At 52.8% G+C, this 14,505-nt stretch carries 15 protein-coding genes and 2 riboswitches; of the genes, 13 read left to right on the forward strand and 2 right to left on the reverse strand.

Features of this window, described 5'->3' with window-relative positions; genetic code table 11:
* Positions 1–222: 222 nt before the first annotated feature.
* From WC184_00210 to WC184_00265, 12 genes are all read left to right on the forward strand, one after another.
* Positions 223–531, forward strand: a complete 309-nt coding sequence (locus tag WC184_00210) for a hypothetical protein (protein MFA7476303.1) — start codon at positions 223–225, stop codon at positions 529–531.
* Positions 509–814: a hypothetical protein gene (locus tag WC184_00215; protein ID MFA7476304.1), complete on the forward strand. Its 306-nt coding sequence runs from the start codon at positions 509–511 to the stop codon at positions 812–814. Before WC184_00210 ends, WC184_00215 begins: the two co-directional genes overlap by 23 nt.
* Positions 815–1,076: 262 nt before the next feature.
* Positions 1,077–2,048, forward strand: coding sequence for a DUF5996 family protein (locus tag WC184_00220; protein ID MFA7476305.1), 972 nt, complete (start codon positions 1,077–1,079; stop codon positions 2,046–2,048).
* Positions 2,049–2,102: 54 nt separating this feature from the next.
* Complete coding sequence (locus tag WC184_00225; GenBank protein ID MFA7476306.1) at positions 2,103–3,005, forward strand: M15 family metallopeptidase; 903 nt, start codon at positions 2,103–2,105, stop codon at positions 3,003–3,005.
* Between the two features lie 153 nt (positions 3,006–3,158).
* Positions 3,159–3,815: an SHOCT domain-containing protein gene (locus tag WC184_00230; protein ID MFA7476307.1), complete on the forward strand. Its 657-nt coding sequence runs from the start codon at positions 3,159–3,161 to the stop codon at positions 3,813–3,815.
* Positions 3,816–4,286: 471 nt separating this feature from the next.
* Positions 4,287–5,087, forward strand: coding sequence for a hypothetical protein (locus tag WC184_00235; GenBank protein ID MFA7476308.1), 801 nt, complete (start codon positions 4,287–4,289; stop codon positions 5,085–5,087).
* A gap of 9 nt (positions 5,088–5,096) precedes the next feature.
* Positions 5,097–6,023 (forward strand): class I SAM-dependent methyltransferase, encoded by a 927-nt coding sequence (locus WC184_00240; GenBank protein ID MFA7476309.1) that lies wholly within the window; start codon positions 5,097–5,099, stop codon positions 6,021–6,023.
* A 22-nt stretch (positions 6,024–6,045) separates the two neighbouring features.
* Positions 6,046–6,184: riboswitch (cobalamin riboswitch) on the forward strand.
* A gap of 112 nt (positions 6,185–6,296) precedes the next feature.
* Positions 6,297–8,006 carry an ABC transporter substrate-binding protein gene (locus WC184_00245; GenBank protein ID MFA7476310.1) on the forward strand — a complete coding sequence of 570 codons (1,710 nt, stop codon included), beginning with the start codon at positions 6,297–6,299 and terminating at the stop codon, positions 8,004–8,006.
* 3 nt (positions 8,007–8,009) lie between these two features.
* A complete protein-coding gene (locus WC184_00250) occupies positions 8,010–8,996 on the forward strand; it encodes an ABC transporter permease (protein MFA7476311.1) in 987 nt (328 codons plus the stop codon).
* Positions 8,989–9,786: an ABC transporter permease gene (locus tag WC184_00255; GenBank protein MFA7476312.1), complete on the forward strand. Its 798-nt coding sequence runs from the start codon at positions 8,989–8,991 to the stop codon at positions 9,784–9,786. Before WC184_00250 ends, WC184_00255 begins: the two co-directional genes overlap by 8 nt.
* A gap of 72 nt (positions 9,787–9,858) precedes the next feature.
* The gene (locus WC184_00260) at positions 9,859–10,782 is read left to right on the forward strand and encodes an ABC transporter ATP-binding protein (GenBank protein MFA7476313.1); all 924 of its coding nucleotides are present in this window, start codon (positions 9,859–9,861) and stop codon (positions 10,780–10,782) included.
* Entirely contained in the window at positions 10,772–11,482 is a 711-nt protein-coding gene (locus tag WC184_00265; GenBank protein MFA7476314.1) for an ATP-binding cassette domain-containing protein, read from the forward strand. The genes WC184_00260 and WC184_00265 overlap by 11 nt, the downstream gene beginning before the upstream one ends.
* Here the strand turns inward: WC184_00265 and WC184_00270 are convergent.
* Positions 11,475–12,458 carry an ABC transporter substrate-binding protein gene (locus WC184_00270; protein ID MFA7476315.1) on the reverse strand — a complete coding sequence of 328 codons (984 nt, stop codon included), beginning with the start codon at positions 12,456–12,458 and terminating at the stop codon, positions 11,475–11,477. The two genes, WC184_00265 and WC184_00270, sit on opposite strands and share 8 nt — an antisense overlap.
* A gap of 50 nt (positions 12,459–12,508) precedes the next feature.
* A riboswitch (adenosylcobalamin (AdoCbl) riboswitch) is annotated at positions 12,509–12,639 on the reverse strand.
* A gap of 136 nt (positions 12,640–12,775) precedes the next feature.
* Between WC184_00270 and WC184_00275 the strand changes: the two genes are divergently transcribed.
* Positions 12,776–13,687, forward strand: coding sequence for a YihY/virulence factor BrkB family protein (locus WC184_00275; protein ID MFA7476316.1), 912 nt, complete (start codon positions 12,776–12,778; stop codon positions 13,685–13,687).
* 52 nt (positions 13,688–13,739) lie between these two features.
* On the opposite strand, the gene WC184_00280 is transcribed toward WC184_00275, so the two are convergent.
* Positions 13,740–14,435: an alpha/beta hydrolase gene (locus tag WC184_00280; protein ID MFA7476317.1), complete on the reverse strand. Its 696-nt coding sequence runs from the start codon at positions 14,433–14,435 to the stop codon at positions 13,740–13,742.
* Between the last annotated feature and the right edge of the window lie 70 nt (positions 14,436–14,505).

A 14,505-nucleotide genomic window follows, 5' to 3' on the forward strand; every position in this document is an offset into this window, starting at 1 on the left:
TGTCGACCGGAACTGGTCGCGTCGCTGATGACGTCATCAGCACTCAAATGGGAATGTGAACGTTGTGGAGAAAGTTCATGCTGCCGCTGCTACCCCATAAGTTTTCTTTTAAAAACCCTTGACAAACTCCTGAGGAGAACAGTTATTCTTCAGTGTCTGCTGGTTAAATCATATTGGTGCAGTAGCTATAAGGGTTCATTAACATAAATTTAAGGGGGACCCATGAAGAACACTCGTTCGCGATCATCCATGGTGGCGATAACTGTGGTGACCATTGTTGCCGCCATGGTTGGCAGTGCTTGTAGCGATGATTCGGAAAAGTCTTCGTCGAGCACCATAGAACAAACCGACGACAAATCAGATGATGCTGCGGCAACAGAAATAAACGTTAAAGCACTCGACTATAAGTACGATGGTTTGCCAAGCGATGTTACAGCAGGTACTAAGTTCACCTTGAGTAACGAAAGCGACTCGGAACTTCACGAAATGGTTGTCTTCCGGGTAAAGGATGGAGAAACACGGATCGGCTGACGAGATACTGAAGCTCCCCGAAGAGGAGAGCGAGGGAGTGTTTGAGGGTCCGCCAGCGGCTGTATTGCTAGCAATGCCAGATAGTGACGAGACCATTCCAGCGGTCGGCGATGGCACTATCACAGAGCCCGGACGCTATATCGTGTTTTGCTCAATACCAACTGGTGCTGACCCAGCGGAGTATATGGCCGCAGCCGAGACCTCAGGAGGCGAAGCTCCGAAGGTAGATGGTGGACCTCCACATTTCGTGAATGGCATGTACGCCGAATTTAACGTTAAGTAAACGCTTCGTCGTTTATCCGCCGAAGGATCCTAAATTGGCAGAGACGAATAACTGCTTCGGTTTAGTCGCTCTATTTGGTTACTCTGTCAGAGCACAGTGGCTTCTTCGGCGGACTCTCAGCCGCTCGTACTGTTAAATTTCTATTTGCTTACAGCTCTTCGCTGCCAGCTATATGACTCGGCTGAGCCAGAACAGGTGGGTTCCCCGACGTGAGCAGAGTTATGGTGTTTCACCAGCTCGCGAACATAGCCACGGTAGGGTAATGGAATTGAGCGCCACAAACGATGTGGCGACTTGTGACCAGGGGAGTGCGGTGTCCGAAAGTAGTACTAGTGACGTGTGGCCAGCTCTGCCATACGAAGAGTGGAAACCGACTAAAGAAACACTGCATCGGTATACCCAAATCGTAGGCAAGATTCGTATGGAACTGGTGCCGTTTCGCAATCACTGGTGGCACGTCACCCTTTTGCCCACCGTGACTGGCCTTACCACAGGTCCGATGCCGGTTAGCTTTGGCGAGCTTGAGTTAGTGTTCGATTTTGTCAGACACGAACTTGTAGCCATCACCAGTGATGGCAGAATTGAACGCCTCTCACTTGGTGAAAGACCAGCTTGTGCCGACTTCTATCAAGATTTGATGGATATCTTGGCCAAGCTAAAGGTGGAAGTAAGTATTCTGGCCAAACCCTATGATTTGGGTGATTCACCAGCATTTTACGATGACCGTGAAAACGACAGTTATGATGCCGATGCGGTCACTCGGTTCTGGCGTGTTCTCGTAGCTACCGACCGGGTTCTGGCCTCGTTCTCGTCAGAATTCAACGGTAAAGCCAGCCCAATCCAACTGTTCTGGCATAGTTTCGACCTGGCGCACGCCCGGTATTCAGGACGCCCTGCCCCGATTGCGCCCACGGCCGAACCGGTAACCGCCGAGGCTTACTCGCACGAGGTAATTGCGTTTGGTTTCTGGCCAGGCGACGAACGCCGAACCCCGTACCCAGCGTTCTATTCGTACACCGCGCCGGAACCAGAAGCATTGTCATCGCAACCTTTGCTTCCCCACGATGCTGAATGGCAAGACACTGGCAACGGTTCCTTAGCAGTTCTTGCGTACGACGCTGTTCGAAGTGCCGAAGACCCCCACCAAGCACTGCTTGATTTCTATCGGAGTGCCTATGACGCTGGTGCCAAACTGGCGGGTTGGGATCGGGAAGCCTTCGCCACGAATCGTTAGCCAGGCCGGAATTAACCCTGGTCAGCGACCTAGACGGGTTCTAATGTTCATGGGGTGAACGAGCTGGAGCAGTATCCACCCGAGTATCTAGATTCCTTTGCGGCTTGGGCTCATGCCGTTGCCGAGACGCCCAATGTCATCATCGTCGAGGACCCGGAACCTGACGCCAATGCCGAACATGGTTCGACCTATGAGAGCGAGATGCCATCAGCTCGTGCTACTCGCGATCTGCGGACATTATGGGCACCACATTGTGTTGGGCCATGGGCGAAAGTGAAGCTATTCGGCGAGGGCAGCGTCACCGTGCGAGCATCAATCACTGACGCGGTTTTGGCATTGAACGGCTGTTTAGCTGCTCACGGTTACGCCACCCGCAAAGCCGACACCGGAGCTTACAATTGCCGCCAAATCACTGGTGGAACTGGATATTCACTTCATGCATATGGAACCGCCCTCGACATCAACTGGTCGACCAATCCTTACGGCAAAAAATTAATAACCGATATGCCAGCGGCCATGGTGACGGATATTAAAGCCATTCGGACAATCTCCGGTGTCGCTGTATGGCGCTGGGGTGGTGATTATTCCGGCAATAAAGATGCCATGCACTTTGAGGTCATTGCCTCGCCAGCCGAAATTGCTGCTGGTGTCGCTCACGCGGCTTCTGGTGTGGGAACGATGAGCAGTGACCCGCTAGACGTGGTGGCGGCGTTTATTGCTTCGAAGCCGCTACTTCGTGAAGGCGATCGGAGCAATGCCGTTGCTGAGCTCTGGGACTTCTTAGAAGGATCAGGCGTATTTGAAGACGGTATGCGCAGCTCATTGCCGATTTTCGGTCCGGCCACAAACCGAGCAGTAATCCGATATCAAGCGAGCCGTAATCTAGAGCCTGACGGCAAAGTCGGCCCTCTCACCTGGTCGAGCTTGATCTGGGAAGCCATCGCCCGAATGAAATAACCCCCAGTTCAACACAGATGAGGTGAGCTATCTCGATAGTTCCATGCGAGTCTTGCGCTACTCGCTGGTTGCAATGTGCGAGCTTTGTAGGTGTCTTTAATGTCACAGGCCCTCCGTATAGTCGGCTGCAATTAAGAACCAAGGAGGTTTGTTGTGGAAGCAGCCGTTGGATGGATCGTAATCATTCTGGTTTCGGTAATTGCCGTCTCAGTATGGAATCAGAATCGCCAATCAAATAATCAGAAACTTGGAGTCGATCCTCGTCAGATCAAAAGAACTTCGGGCTTCACTTATTTGGGTGGTTTACCGGACTATCCGAACTCTAAACGTTCGGTCAGGCTTGTAGTGACGCCTAGTGAGGTTGCCCTCGAACACGGATCTGAACTGTTTATTCGTAGATCAATGTCAGATGTCTACGAGATTATCGTTGAAACTGAAGATGAAGCCACGAGGCGGCTGACTGCCACTCGAATGTTAACCCTTGGCGTATTCGCGTTAGCGGTTCCCAAGAAGAAGCCGGGCTCGGTTCTCGTAACGATTGATTGCAAGCAAGGTCCGGTGTTACTTGAGGCTGAACGGCAGTCAAAGACACAACTTTTAATGATTATGGGACCGAGCTTAGCGATCGTTAAAGAAAACAGTTTAGGGACGCGTGGACAGCTATCTGTTGAGGGTCCACTGGTGGAAGCAATACCTAATGCAAGTATTGCTGATGAGATTGCCAAGCTTGGAAAGCTGTTAGCGGATGGTGTGATTGACCAAGCTGAGTTTGAGCGTGCGAAAGCCCGATTACTCGATGGGAAGTCGTAGCTAGGCAGTTGAGTGGGAAGCCCTGTCTATTAATTAGTTTGTGTGATCGCCCCTGTACGCACTACTCGGATCCGGTGAACGTCCGAAAATATGACTCTAGATATGTCAAAGGTGCGATACGGCATTATTGGTTTGCTGCACTTCGGCCCGTGCCATTTTGATGGTGGTTTCGTCCACTCGCCTTTCAGGACAGCGCTGCTTAGGTCATCGCTAAGCACTTGCGCCCTATAAAGGCTCGTAGGCATAGTTCCTTTCCTCTCAAAGACACCGGAACTAAACCCAGACCACTACAGTTTTCAGTCTAAGGCTCTTAATTTTACAGTCTCTATTCGTGACTGTTGTGTTCATTCCTACGTGGAGCTTAAAGCTCTAGCTTTAAGTATTTGATCTGGACGTAGCTGTTCTTGACCGTTCGATGTCACAGGTCTTCATTAAGGTTGAGGCGACTCATTGAATATGGAGGTTTTGATAATGTCTGATATCTCGAAGGGGCCAGGATGGTGGCAAGCTAGCGATGGCAGATGGTATCCGCCGCCGTCCAACGCAACGGCAACGCCACCGAAACCCTCAACCTTGCAAAAACCACCACTCTGGAAAAAGCCTATACCTCTGTGGGTAACAGCTGGAATAGCAGGTAGTGCCTTGCTACTCGGTTTTGTGTTTAGCCCCAGCCGCGAAAGTTCAAACGACGCTCAATTCTCAAGTGCCCAGCCTGAGGCCGACCGTGATATGAGTAGTGGAGGAGAGCCTAGAAAAGCTGAACAGCGTGAAGCTCATAACACCACATCGACCACGCTGAAACGCGTGCCTAGCACTACTACATCTGTCCGAGCAGCTCGTGGTGCTCGTGATAATCCCTATACACTGGGATCTACATTGGTCTCAGATAAAGGTCTAGAGATAACTGTAAACAGTGTGAACTTCGAGGCAGGACCCATAATTGCAGCCGAGAATATGTTCAATGATCCAGCTCCAGCAGGATCACAGTATATTCTGATCAACGTAACTGTAACGAATGGTACCGATGAGCCAATTGATCCAGGATGGGAGGTAAATATAGAAGCAATAGGTTCCAAAAACCAGGTTCATGGTAAGTGTTATCAGGTTACACCAAATAATTTACGCGACGCGCCACAACTATATCCTGGTGGATCGGCATCTGGGAATGTGTGTATTGGGGTGTTCGAAGAAGAAATAGTGGATGGGTCGATTCTAGTCATGGTTTCTGAGCAATTCGCTTTTAATAAACCGGTTTTTGTGTCGGCTCACTAAGCTCTGGTGATGGCTGCTGATAAAGAGAACAATGACGCGTCCAATCACCAGCACTCGCACGATCACCATGGTCACGGTGTCGACGGGCATACCTTTCTAACCGATGAGGCCGTAACGGCGCTCGAATGGGATGCCGAGACCTTCTCAGGTTTTATTGATCAAGCCATTGCCACAATTAAGGCTGAAGCGCCAGCAAATGGTGAGAACATTTCATCCATTGTAGATGTTGGTTGTGGGCCTGGCATTGCCACCCTCAATCTGGCCGGTAGCTTTCCAAACGCCCAAATTCTGGCCGTTGATGTCTCGGAAGTAGCCCTAGATCGCACCGCAAAATGGGCGGCGGCCGCTGGTCTTAGCAGTCGGGTAAACACCCGGCTGGTTGATATTGACCAAGATGCGGCCGCCATCGGCTCAGCCGATGTGGTCTTGGCGTCGATGACCCTTCACCATGTCGACGACGAGGTAACCACACTGCGCCAACTCCACAGCCAGATCAGCCCCCATGGCCTGCTCTGTGTTCTAGAACGGCACGAACCAGCGACCATCAACCTGGAAGATGACCTAGGCAAGCCGGGTCTGTGGAGCCGAATCAACGAAGCGCGCCTCAAACGTGACTACGAAAAACGCTCGGAACTGCCCGGTGGCGCCAATGCCGATCGTTATCCGACCATGCTGGCCGAAGCCGGATTCACCCTTATTCTCGAAGAAGTTCTGACAGAGACGGCGGCGCTAGAAACCAGCATCGCGGCCACTAAATTCATCGCACGCCAGCTCACACGCATAGTAGATGAGCTGGCAGAATACGTTGACGCAACCGATCTAGCAGCCGTTTCGCAGTTGTCGGCAGAAATGACAGAAGCACCCCAACCAAGATGGGCAGGAACCGTGAGCGCCAGCCGAAAAATGTTCCTCGCCATGCCAGCCCCCAGCGCGTAAATTTGCAACCTCTCGCCCGAGCGGATAAACAAGGCGCAACTTAATACTTAGCAGCAGATGTGAGGGGAAGCCGGTCAAATTCCGGCGCTGACCCGCAACCGTAGGTTTATGGAATCTTCCATAAACAAGCCGGATTACCTCCATTTGGTGCAGACCCGTTTTCATCCATCGAGGACTGTGGATTGGGGCCTGGAGCAAACCCACAAGTGTTTATCACGTGTACCTAGCTATCGGGACCTGACACAAGGTCTCACGCTTTAAAGGACACAGTGAATGACCAAAGCACTATTTAGGCGAACGACAGCCATGCTGCTCGCCCTTATGTTGCTGGCGGCATGCGCAAACGGCGACGACGACACGCCGAACAACAATGCCAATAGCTCGAATAACAACGGCGATGCCACCACCGCAGCTGACAACAGCCACTCCGCCGGTGGGCAGGTAGAGAACTTGGTCATTGGCACCATCGCCGAAAACAACACCTTCAGCGCTGTAAAGCAAACCGACATTTTCGGGCGAATGAACTACAACGCTTTCACCCTGGCCAACTTTGTATATCGCGACGAGAACAACGAGTTGCAGCCCTACTTCTTCCGCAGCTTCGAAATTTCTGAAGATGGCACAAAAATCGATTTCACCGTGCCCGTAGACGCCATTTGGCACGACGGTGAGCCGGTGACGAGCGACGATATTCTCTTCACTTTCGATTTCATGCGCGACACCCTGAAGGTGGGCAGCCTGCAAAACCTGGCCGAAGTAAACCAGCTTGGTGATGATGCCTACGAGATGGTTTTCTCGGAGCCCGACGCCTATTACTGGATCAACTCGTCGGTAAGTAACAACGCTTGCCTTTTCGCAAAGCACATTTGGGAAAACATTGAAGACCCAAGCACCTACACCGGTGAAGACGCCGCCATCGGAGCAGGCCCCTTCAAACTGGTGCGCAAAGACCAAAGCGCTCAAACCTCGTACTACGAAGCAGTGCATGAAAACGACTACGCAGGTCCGATCACCGTTGAATCGGTAACACTCCAAACCTATTCCGGTGAAGACACCCTGATGATGGCCATGATGAACGGTGAAGTCGACGCCATGTTCAACTACGCCAACCCCATCGACTCGACCATCATCGAAACCGTTCGTGACGAAAACATTGACCTTGGGGAAAGTACCTATTCTGGTCATTACCAAATGACCTACGGCATGGAACGGGCCCCTGGGAATGACAAGGCTTTCCGAGAAGCCGTGCGAGGTGCTCTTAATTATGACCTCTTAGGGATAACCATTAACGGGGAATACGGTATTGCCCCTGGTGCAGGCATTATTCCGCCTCAAAACAAAGGCCACTTAGAAGGTTTGCCTACCCTTAGCCAAGACCTCGACGCTGCCAACCAAATTCTCGACGATGCTGGCTACCTCGACGTCGATGGTGACGGCTGGAGAGAGTTCCCCGATGGCACCAAAATGGAAGTATTGGTAACGCCGCAGTTCTCGGCCGCCTCACAAAACCTGCTTAACCGGATCGGTGACGTGGTGATGTCGAGCCTTGAAAAGATTAGCGTAAAGACCGTCCTTGATGAAGAAAGCCTAGCTAACAGCGAAATCTGGGAAGCCAACATTTCTGATGGCAAGTATGACCTTGCTATTGGCTACACAACCTCCGGCGTGGCCAGCTACACCACGGCCTTCCGCTACTTCTTAGCCGACGCTCGTGAAGGTGAAAGCACTTGGATCTGGGGCACCTTCCACAACGATGAATACCGCGACACGTTCTTTGCGATGCAAAGTGCTGCTTCGGAAGCTGTGTATCTGGAAAACCTCGAGCGTTTGCAACAAATGGCTGCCGATGAGATTTTTGCCCAAGCACTGACCTGGGAAACAGCCTTCTTCCCCTACCGAACCGACAAGTACACCGGTTGGACGAACTACCCGTCCTGGGGCGTGATCAACACTCGCACCTGGCATGAGCTAACCACTAAATAGCAATTGCGCCGCTATATCGGTCCATCGGCGGTGGCTCTGGCCACCGTCTATGTGATCATCACCATTAGTTTTCTCTTTGTTCACTACATGCCCGGTGACCCGTTAATCCACCTGATCGGTCAAGAGGACTACTACTACCTGCTTGACGCTTCACCCGAAACACTCGACGCCATTGCCAATCGATACGGCTTAAATGAAAGCCTGTGGGCGCAGTACACCAACTACTTACATAGCGTAATCACACTCGATTTTGGTACTAGCTTCACCAACCATCGCCCCGTGCTGGAAAACGTGCTCAGTGCCTCGCGCTGGACTTTGGCGTTGTCGCTGCCCACTTTGATCTTGGCTTCGTTAATCGGTGGTGCCTGTGGACTGCTGGCGGGTTGGAAACCAGGCGGAGTCTTCGACAAGGCCAGCACACCGGTCATACTGGTCTTGAACACCATTCCCTCGAACTGCATTGCCCTAATTCTGCTAGTGGTTATGGCCTACCGACTAAGGGTGCTGCCGATTAATGGCATGGTTTCCCCGGGCCTTGAGGGCAGCGCTTGGTTCGCCAGTGTGGCGTGGCACATGGTCTTACCTTTGGCGGTGCTAGTGCTTGGCCGCTCAGCTTCCAACTACATGTTAATGAAAGGTGCGGCTAGTCAAGTACGCCACGAAGAGTACACCTTGACCGCCACTTCCAAAGGACTGGCACCTCGCCACATTTTGTTTCGACACGTCGCCCGCGGTGCCATGTTGCCATATCTAACTTCCATCTGTTTGCAGATGGGCGGATTACTAAGTGGCTCCATGATCGTGGAAGTGGTTTTTGGTTGGAAAGGTATGGGCAAGCTGCTTTATGACGCAGTGCAGTCCCGAGATTTCCCCACCGCGCAGCTTTGTTTTTTGGTCTCGGCGGTGCTGGTAGTGGCCGTAATGTTGCTGGCCGATGTGTTGAACCTGGTTTTTGACCCCCGTCTGAGAGAGGCGGCTGGCCGTGACTAACGCCCGGAGCCCTGCTCTCTACGCTGGCATCACGATTATCGGATTCTTTGTGCTGATAGCGGTGGGAGCTGGCTACGTAAGCCCTCACAGTCCCTATGAAATGGGTATTCCCTACCTGAAACCTTCCGGTGAACACTTCCTTGGTACCAATGACGTGGGCCAAGACATTCTGAGTGAACTAATTCACGGGACCCGGGTTTCGCTCTTCATAGGCTTCGCAGCGGCTTTCGTTGTGACCGGGGTTGGAACCGTGTTAGCCCTGATAGCGGGCTATTTTGGTGGCCTAGCAGACGTAGCGATCACGGCAGTAACCAACGTGGCTATGGCCCTGCCCAGCCTACCTCTCACCGTGCTCTTAATTGCTTACCTTTCTGGTGGTAAATGGAGCCTGATTCTGGCCATGAGCATTACCGCTTGGACAGGAACTTCGCGAATTCTGCGAACCCGGGTGCAACAGGTGTGCCAAATGCCGTTCATCTTGGCTGAGCGCGGCCTTGGAGTTCGATCGCCGGTAATAATCTTCAAGCACATACTGCCGAACATCACCGACATTATTTTGATGCGCGGTTCGCTCTCAATTGCCAGTGCCATGCTCACCGAAACGGGTCTTAGCTTCCTCGGTCTTGGAACATATGGTGAGAAAAGCTGGGGCAACATTCTGCACTATGCCTTCTTTCGAAACAGCATCGTCCGGGGTGCTTACTGGTGGTATGTGCCCCCCATTGTGTGTATCAGTGTGGCGGTACTTGGTTTCATGCTGGTCGGGTACTACGGACGACGCACTCTATGAGTCATCACCCTGAAATCAAATTTTTGCCATGACCCAATTAATGAATCTTCAAAAGGTCGAGGAGGGCAGCTGATGTTAAATATCGAAAACGTCTCAGTGTCATTCCCAGGAGCGCATACCGTTCATGCACTGCGCAACGTAACACTCAGCCTAAAACCCGGAGAAAAAGCAGCAATTATTGGCGAAACTGGTAGCGGCAAGAGCGTCTTGCTGCTAGCAATTTTACAGCTTTTATCAGCGAATGCCCAGGTCAGCGGCATTGTGAGGTGGCACGAGCGTGATCTGTTGAAATTAACGCCTAAAGAACTTCGCAAGGTTCGGGGTGCCGAGATCGCATACGTTCCTCAAGGGGGAGGTGCCAGCTTGCATCCACTTTTAACCGTTGGTTTTCAAGTGGCCGAACCCATAATTACCCACCGAAAAGTAAGCCGCGAAGCGGCTTTGAACCAAGGGGTGACACTGCTTGAGCGGTTTCATATTAAACCGGCCGTCACGCGCGCTAAGGGGTATCCGCACACCTATTCGGGAGGTATGCGCCAACGTGCAATGGTAGCTATGGGTATCTCTGCCGGAGCCCAAGTTGTTCTGGCCGATGAGCCGACCAAAGGCCTTGACGAAGCACGTATTAGCCAAGTGGAAGAGGCCTTTCATTCACTGGTTGACCAGGCGATTTTGTGTGTCACCCACGACCTTCGTTTCGCTCGCGCGGTGGCTGAGACGATTTGCGTGATGTATGCCGGAGAACAGGTGGAGGTAGCCCCAACGGAACAACTACTAAACGAACCGCTCCACCCGTACACCCAAGATATGGTGGCAGCCCTGCCAGAAAATGGCTTACGTTCCACCGCTGGTTTTGCTTCCTCTCGCACCATCGAAACCCGAGGCTGCCCATATAGAGACCGCTGTCGGTTCGCCCATGACAAATGCGTGCAAGACCCGCCCATGCAGACAATTTATTCTGGCCACATGGTGAGGTGCTGGCTGTATGAGGCTTGAAACTACGGCTCTTACCAAAATCTATGGTTCGCGAACCAACAAAAAACGAAGCTTCGTGGCTGTCGAGAATGCCTCAATCTCGATTGGGGTGGGCGAAACTGTTGGCCTACTGGGGGAAAGCGGCAGCGGTAAAACCACCTTAGGAATGATGGTCGCAGGTCTCACCCGCCCAAGCCACGGCATCATTACCTATGAGGGGCGAACGCTTCGTCATCCATACAAGGGTGAGATCAGACGCCGAATACAAATTCTGTTTCAACATCCCGAAGTATCGTTTAACCCCGCATTGCCGATCATCAAAAGCATGGTCGAGCCGTACAAGCTCTACAGCCCGCCATTTACCATGAAGCGATTGCTAAACCACATAGGCACCATGGGCCTATACGGTGAGCATCTACAGCGGTTGCCGTCGCAGCTGAGTGGTGGTGAACTCCAACGACTGGCGCTGGCTCGACTGCTAGTGGTTGAGCCAGCGCTGGTTGTACTTGATGAACCTACCAGCATGCTGGACGTGATTTCACAAGCGCAGATTATTGAACTGCTCAAGATCTACCAAGATCGAACCGGAGCCTCGTTTTTGCTGATCACTCACGACACGGCCTTGGCTGAAACGGTTTGTGACCGCATATACGCCATCACAGATGGTGCAATCAGTCTCAGACGCCGGTTCGATTCGGTAACTGGTTTAGCGGTTAGTTAGCGGCCGCCGTTTCCGTGTTGGCCAAAATCGCATCGGCTACCGAACGCAGGTGCTCCACAATGCGTGGCCCCCAACGGGACGCAGTGTCTTCATCCAGTACCACGACATTGTTGTTGGTCACAGCCGAAAGGGTGTTCCAACCGGGTCGTGCGGCCACGGTTTCGGCGTCTTGACCACAGCACTGTCCGTCAGCCAAGAAAATGTAATCCGGGTCAGCATCCAATAGGAACTCTTCGGAAATCTGCGGATATCCGGCTGAAGCAGCAGCACCTTCAGCGGAATCTGCGATGCTAGACAGCCCTAAAATGCCGTAAATCTGACCGGCAAAGGTATCGGAGGTGATGGTGTAAAGACCTTCGTCCAGCTCATGAAAGTAGGTGCCTTCAGGCAGATCTTCCGGCAGGGAAGCCACAATCTCATCAATGTCAGATTGCATCTGGCTAACTACCTCAGCGGCGCCACCAATGTTTCCCGTTGCGGCACCCAAGATTTCCAGTTGCGTGTACACGTCGTCGATCACATCGGCGGCACCGAGCACCAGCACCGGAATGTCCAACTTGTCAAGACCATCGGCTACGTCGCCCGGATCGTTCGAGAGCAGCACAAAGTCGGGTTCATAAGCGGCAATGGCTTCAATATTGGGCTGGAACCCGGAAAGGTCAGTCACCGGTGCCTCATCGGGAAAGTATGAGTAATCGTCTACCGCGATTACTTGGTCGCCAGCACCAATAGCAAAGAGCATCTCGGTGCCGCTAGGGGAGAGCGACACGATTGCTACCGGCTTTTCTGAGATAGTTACGTCACCGTTTGTGCCCGTCACCGTTACAGGAAAGGCGCCGGTGTCGTTGGCGCTGTCGCCGCCAGCAGCGGTGGTACTGGTGGTGTCGTTGGCTTTATCGTCGCTGTCGCTACACGCACTAGCCAATAAGGCCAGAACCGCCACGAACACTGCCGCCAACCATTGCTTCGATTTCATTCAATCCTCCATCTGATCGGAGGATGAGCCAGCAGCGAAAAGCGCTGTTGAAGTTGCCCTTCCTCCGAGGGCGTTCAACACACAAGAAGAGGCGGCCTGGCTAAACCCAAAGGGCTTTACAGTTGCGGGACAGCGTCGGAATCGCACCGAACTTCGCTCTCTTGTGCCGTTCCACACGTTTCGGTGGAACGCGAAGAACCATAGCCATCCCGACCTAGACCGCACCAAACCATTACCAATCTTCCCCGTGCTATTCCGGTGGAAGCCCAGCTAGGCGGGTAGGGTAATGTCACTTGTGCCTAATTTTGGGGGCCGGAATGGCATTGGACCAAGACGAAAACACCAGGGATGAAATGGTGGCTATGGTTGGTGACGACGAGGGCGGCTTAGTGCACGAAGCCAAGGCGGTCGCGGCGCGCGTTAAAGCCCACAACCTGCCTTTAACGGCGGCCGGTATTGCTTATTTCAGTTTCTTAGCACTGATTCCGGCCTTGGTGGCCCTGGTTTCTTTATATGGAATCTTTGGCAATCCTGATTCCATCGAATCGAGCGTCAACGAAATTGCGGGCACCCTGCCCGACGGCGCTCGCCAGCTTATTGTGGAAGAACTTTCAAAAATCACCTCAACACCCCACAATGCCCACAAGATTGGCTTCGTTTTTGCCACCCTGGCCGCGCTGTGGTCAGTATCAAGCGGAGTTGGACACTTGATTCAGGCGCTTAACACGGTTTATGAGGTTGATGAGACCCGCACGTTTGTCATTCGGCGCTTGCAAGCCTTGGGGTTCACTTTTGGGGCCGTCCTGTTTGTAGCAATCGCTGTTGGTGCCATAAGCGTTTGGCCGCCTGTGGTTTCGTCGTTCCAGCTACCAAGTGGTGTTTCGTGGTTGCTGCGCCTGGCGGTGTGGCCGCTAATCGCGGTGGCCTTGGCGGCTGGGCTGGCCACGCTATATCACTTCGGACCAAATCGTTCGCATGAGAATAGTGAGGCGAAGTTGCATTGGGCCAGCGTTGGTTCCACGGTGGCGGTTGTGGCGTGGGTGGCGGCCTCAATTGGTCTGCAGTTCTATGCTGCGAACTTTGCCAAATACAATCGCACCTACGGTTCGTTAGCGGCGGTGGTCTTGTTGCTGACCTGGCTTTGGATAACGGCTTTGGTGGCGCTTATCGGTGCCGAAATTAATGCTTATCTTGAGGCTCGCAACTTGAGAGAAGTTCAACGCAACTAGAAAAGACGGCCACGCTCAAAAGCAGGCTTTACCAGATCGCGGAACTAGATTTTTATTGTGCCGGTTGAGCATACGCTTGGAAAGCGGCCGGAACCCAGTCGCTCAAGCGTTCAAATAGGATCTCATCTGACTCACCAAGCAAATGGGTACCGCCGGGTATAAGCATTAGTTCCCCTTGAGTCAACATCTGCACCATTTCGGATGCTTGCGGTGGTAACAAGGTGTCGGCATCGCCGTGAATATGTAGCACTGGACACACCAAGGCATCACCATTTTCGCAGCCATTAACCTGGGTCGCCACCGTGACAACCCCAGCCGTTAAACCGCCCAACGCCACCCCGGTCTCCACCGCCACGGCGCCACCAAAAGAATGGCCAATGACCACAAAACGATCGGCGCCAGCACGCGCTGCTAACTCGGCTGAAGCCATGGTGTCATGAACACATGCTTCTAGGTTGTTAGGAGCTCGATAGCCCACCCGAATGGTGGCAATTCCCTGTTCAGCTAGATGCTCGCCAAAACGGTGATAGAGGCCTTTTCCAGGGCCTAGGAGACCGCCCAGAGCACCTCCCACCATCAAAACCACCGACGTGGCCCCAGCTTCGCCGTGCCACATTAACGAGAGCAAGCCTTGGGCCGAGTACAACTCCACATGATCAAGTGTGGGAGTGACCTGTACTTGGGTGGTGGCCAAAATTCCAAGAGCCGACAGCGGACCCGGGGTTTCAGATTGTGTGGGTTTGGACATAGTTACCTACGAGTGTGCCAGCTACATCTAGCCGAGGCGGTGTAATGAGGGGGAGTTTTCGCGGTGTCGG

It is taken from the genome of Acidimicrobiia bacterium, assembly GCA_041676705.1.
In the GTDB taxonomy this organism is placed as follows: Bacteria; Actinomycetota; Acidimicrobiia; order Acidimicrobiales; family SKKL01; genus Actinomarinicola.

Bases quoted from the DNA above. Each gene is read 5' to 3' on its own strand.
- WC184_00210 (MFA7476303.1), top strand. From the start codon at position 223: ATGAAGAACACTCGTTCGCGATCATCCATGGTGGCGATAACTGTGGTG.
- WC184_00215 (MFA7476304.1), top strand. From the start codon at position 509: ATGGAGAAACACGGATCGGCTGACGAGATACTGAAGCTCCCCGAAGAG.
- WC184_00220 (MFA7476305.1), top strand. From the start codon at position 1,077: ATGGAATTGAGCGCCACAAACGATGTGGCGACTTGTGACCAGGGGAGT.
- WC184_00235 (MFA7476308.1), top strand. From the start codon at position 4,287: ATGTCTGATATCTCGAAGGGGCCAGGATGGTGGCAAGCTAGCGATGGC.
- WC184_00240 (MFA7476309.1), top strand. From the start codon at position 5,097: ATGGCTGCTGATAAAGAGAACAATGACGCGTCCAATCACCAGCACTCG.
- WC184_00245 (MFA7476310.1), top strand. From the start codon at position 6,297: ATGACCAAAGCACTATTTAGGCGAACGACAGCCATGCTGCTCGCCCTT.
- WC184_00260 (MFA7476313.1), top strand. From the start codon at position 9,859: ATGTTAAATATCGAAAACGTCTCAGTGTCATTCCCAGGAGCGCATACC.
- WC184_00265 (MFA7476314.1), top strand. From the start codon at position 10,772: ATGAGGCTTGAAACTACGGCTCTTACCAAAATCTATGGTTCGCGAACC.
- WC184_00270 (MFA7476315.1), bottom strand. From the start codon at position 12,458: ATGAAATCGAAGCAATGGTTGGCGGCAGTGTTCGTGGCGGTTCTGGCC.
- WC184_00275 (MFA7476316.1), top strand. From the start codon at position 12,776: ATGGCATTGGACCAAGACGAAAACACCAGGGATGAAATGGTGGCTATG.
- WC184_00280 (MFA7476317.1), bottom strand. From the start codon at position 14,435: ATGTCCAAACCCACACAATCTGAAACCCCGGGTCCGCTGTCGGCTCTT.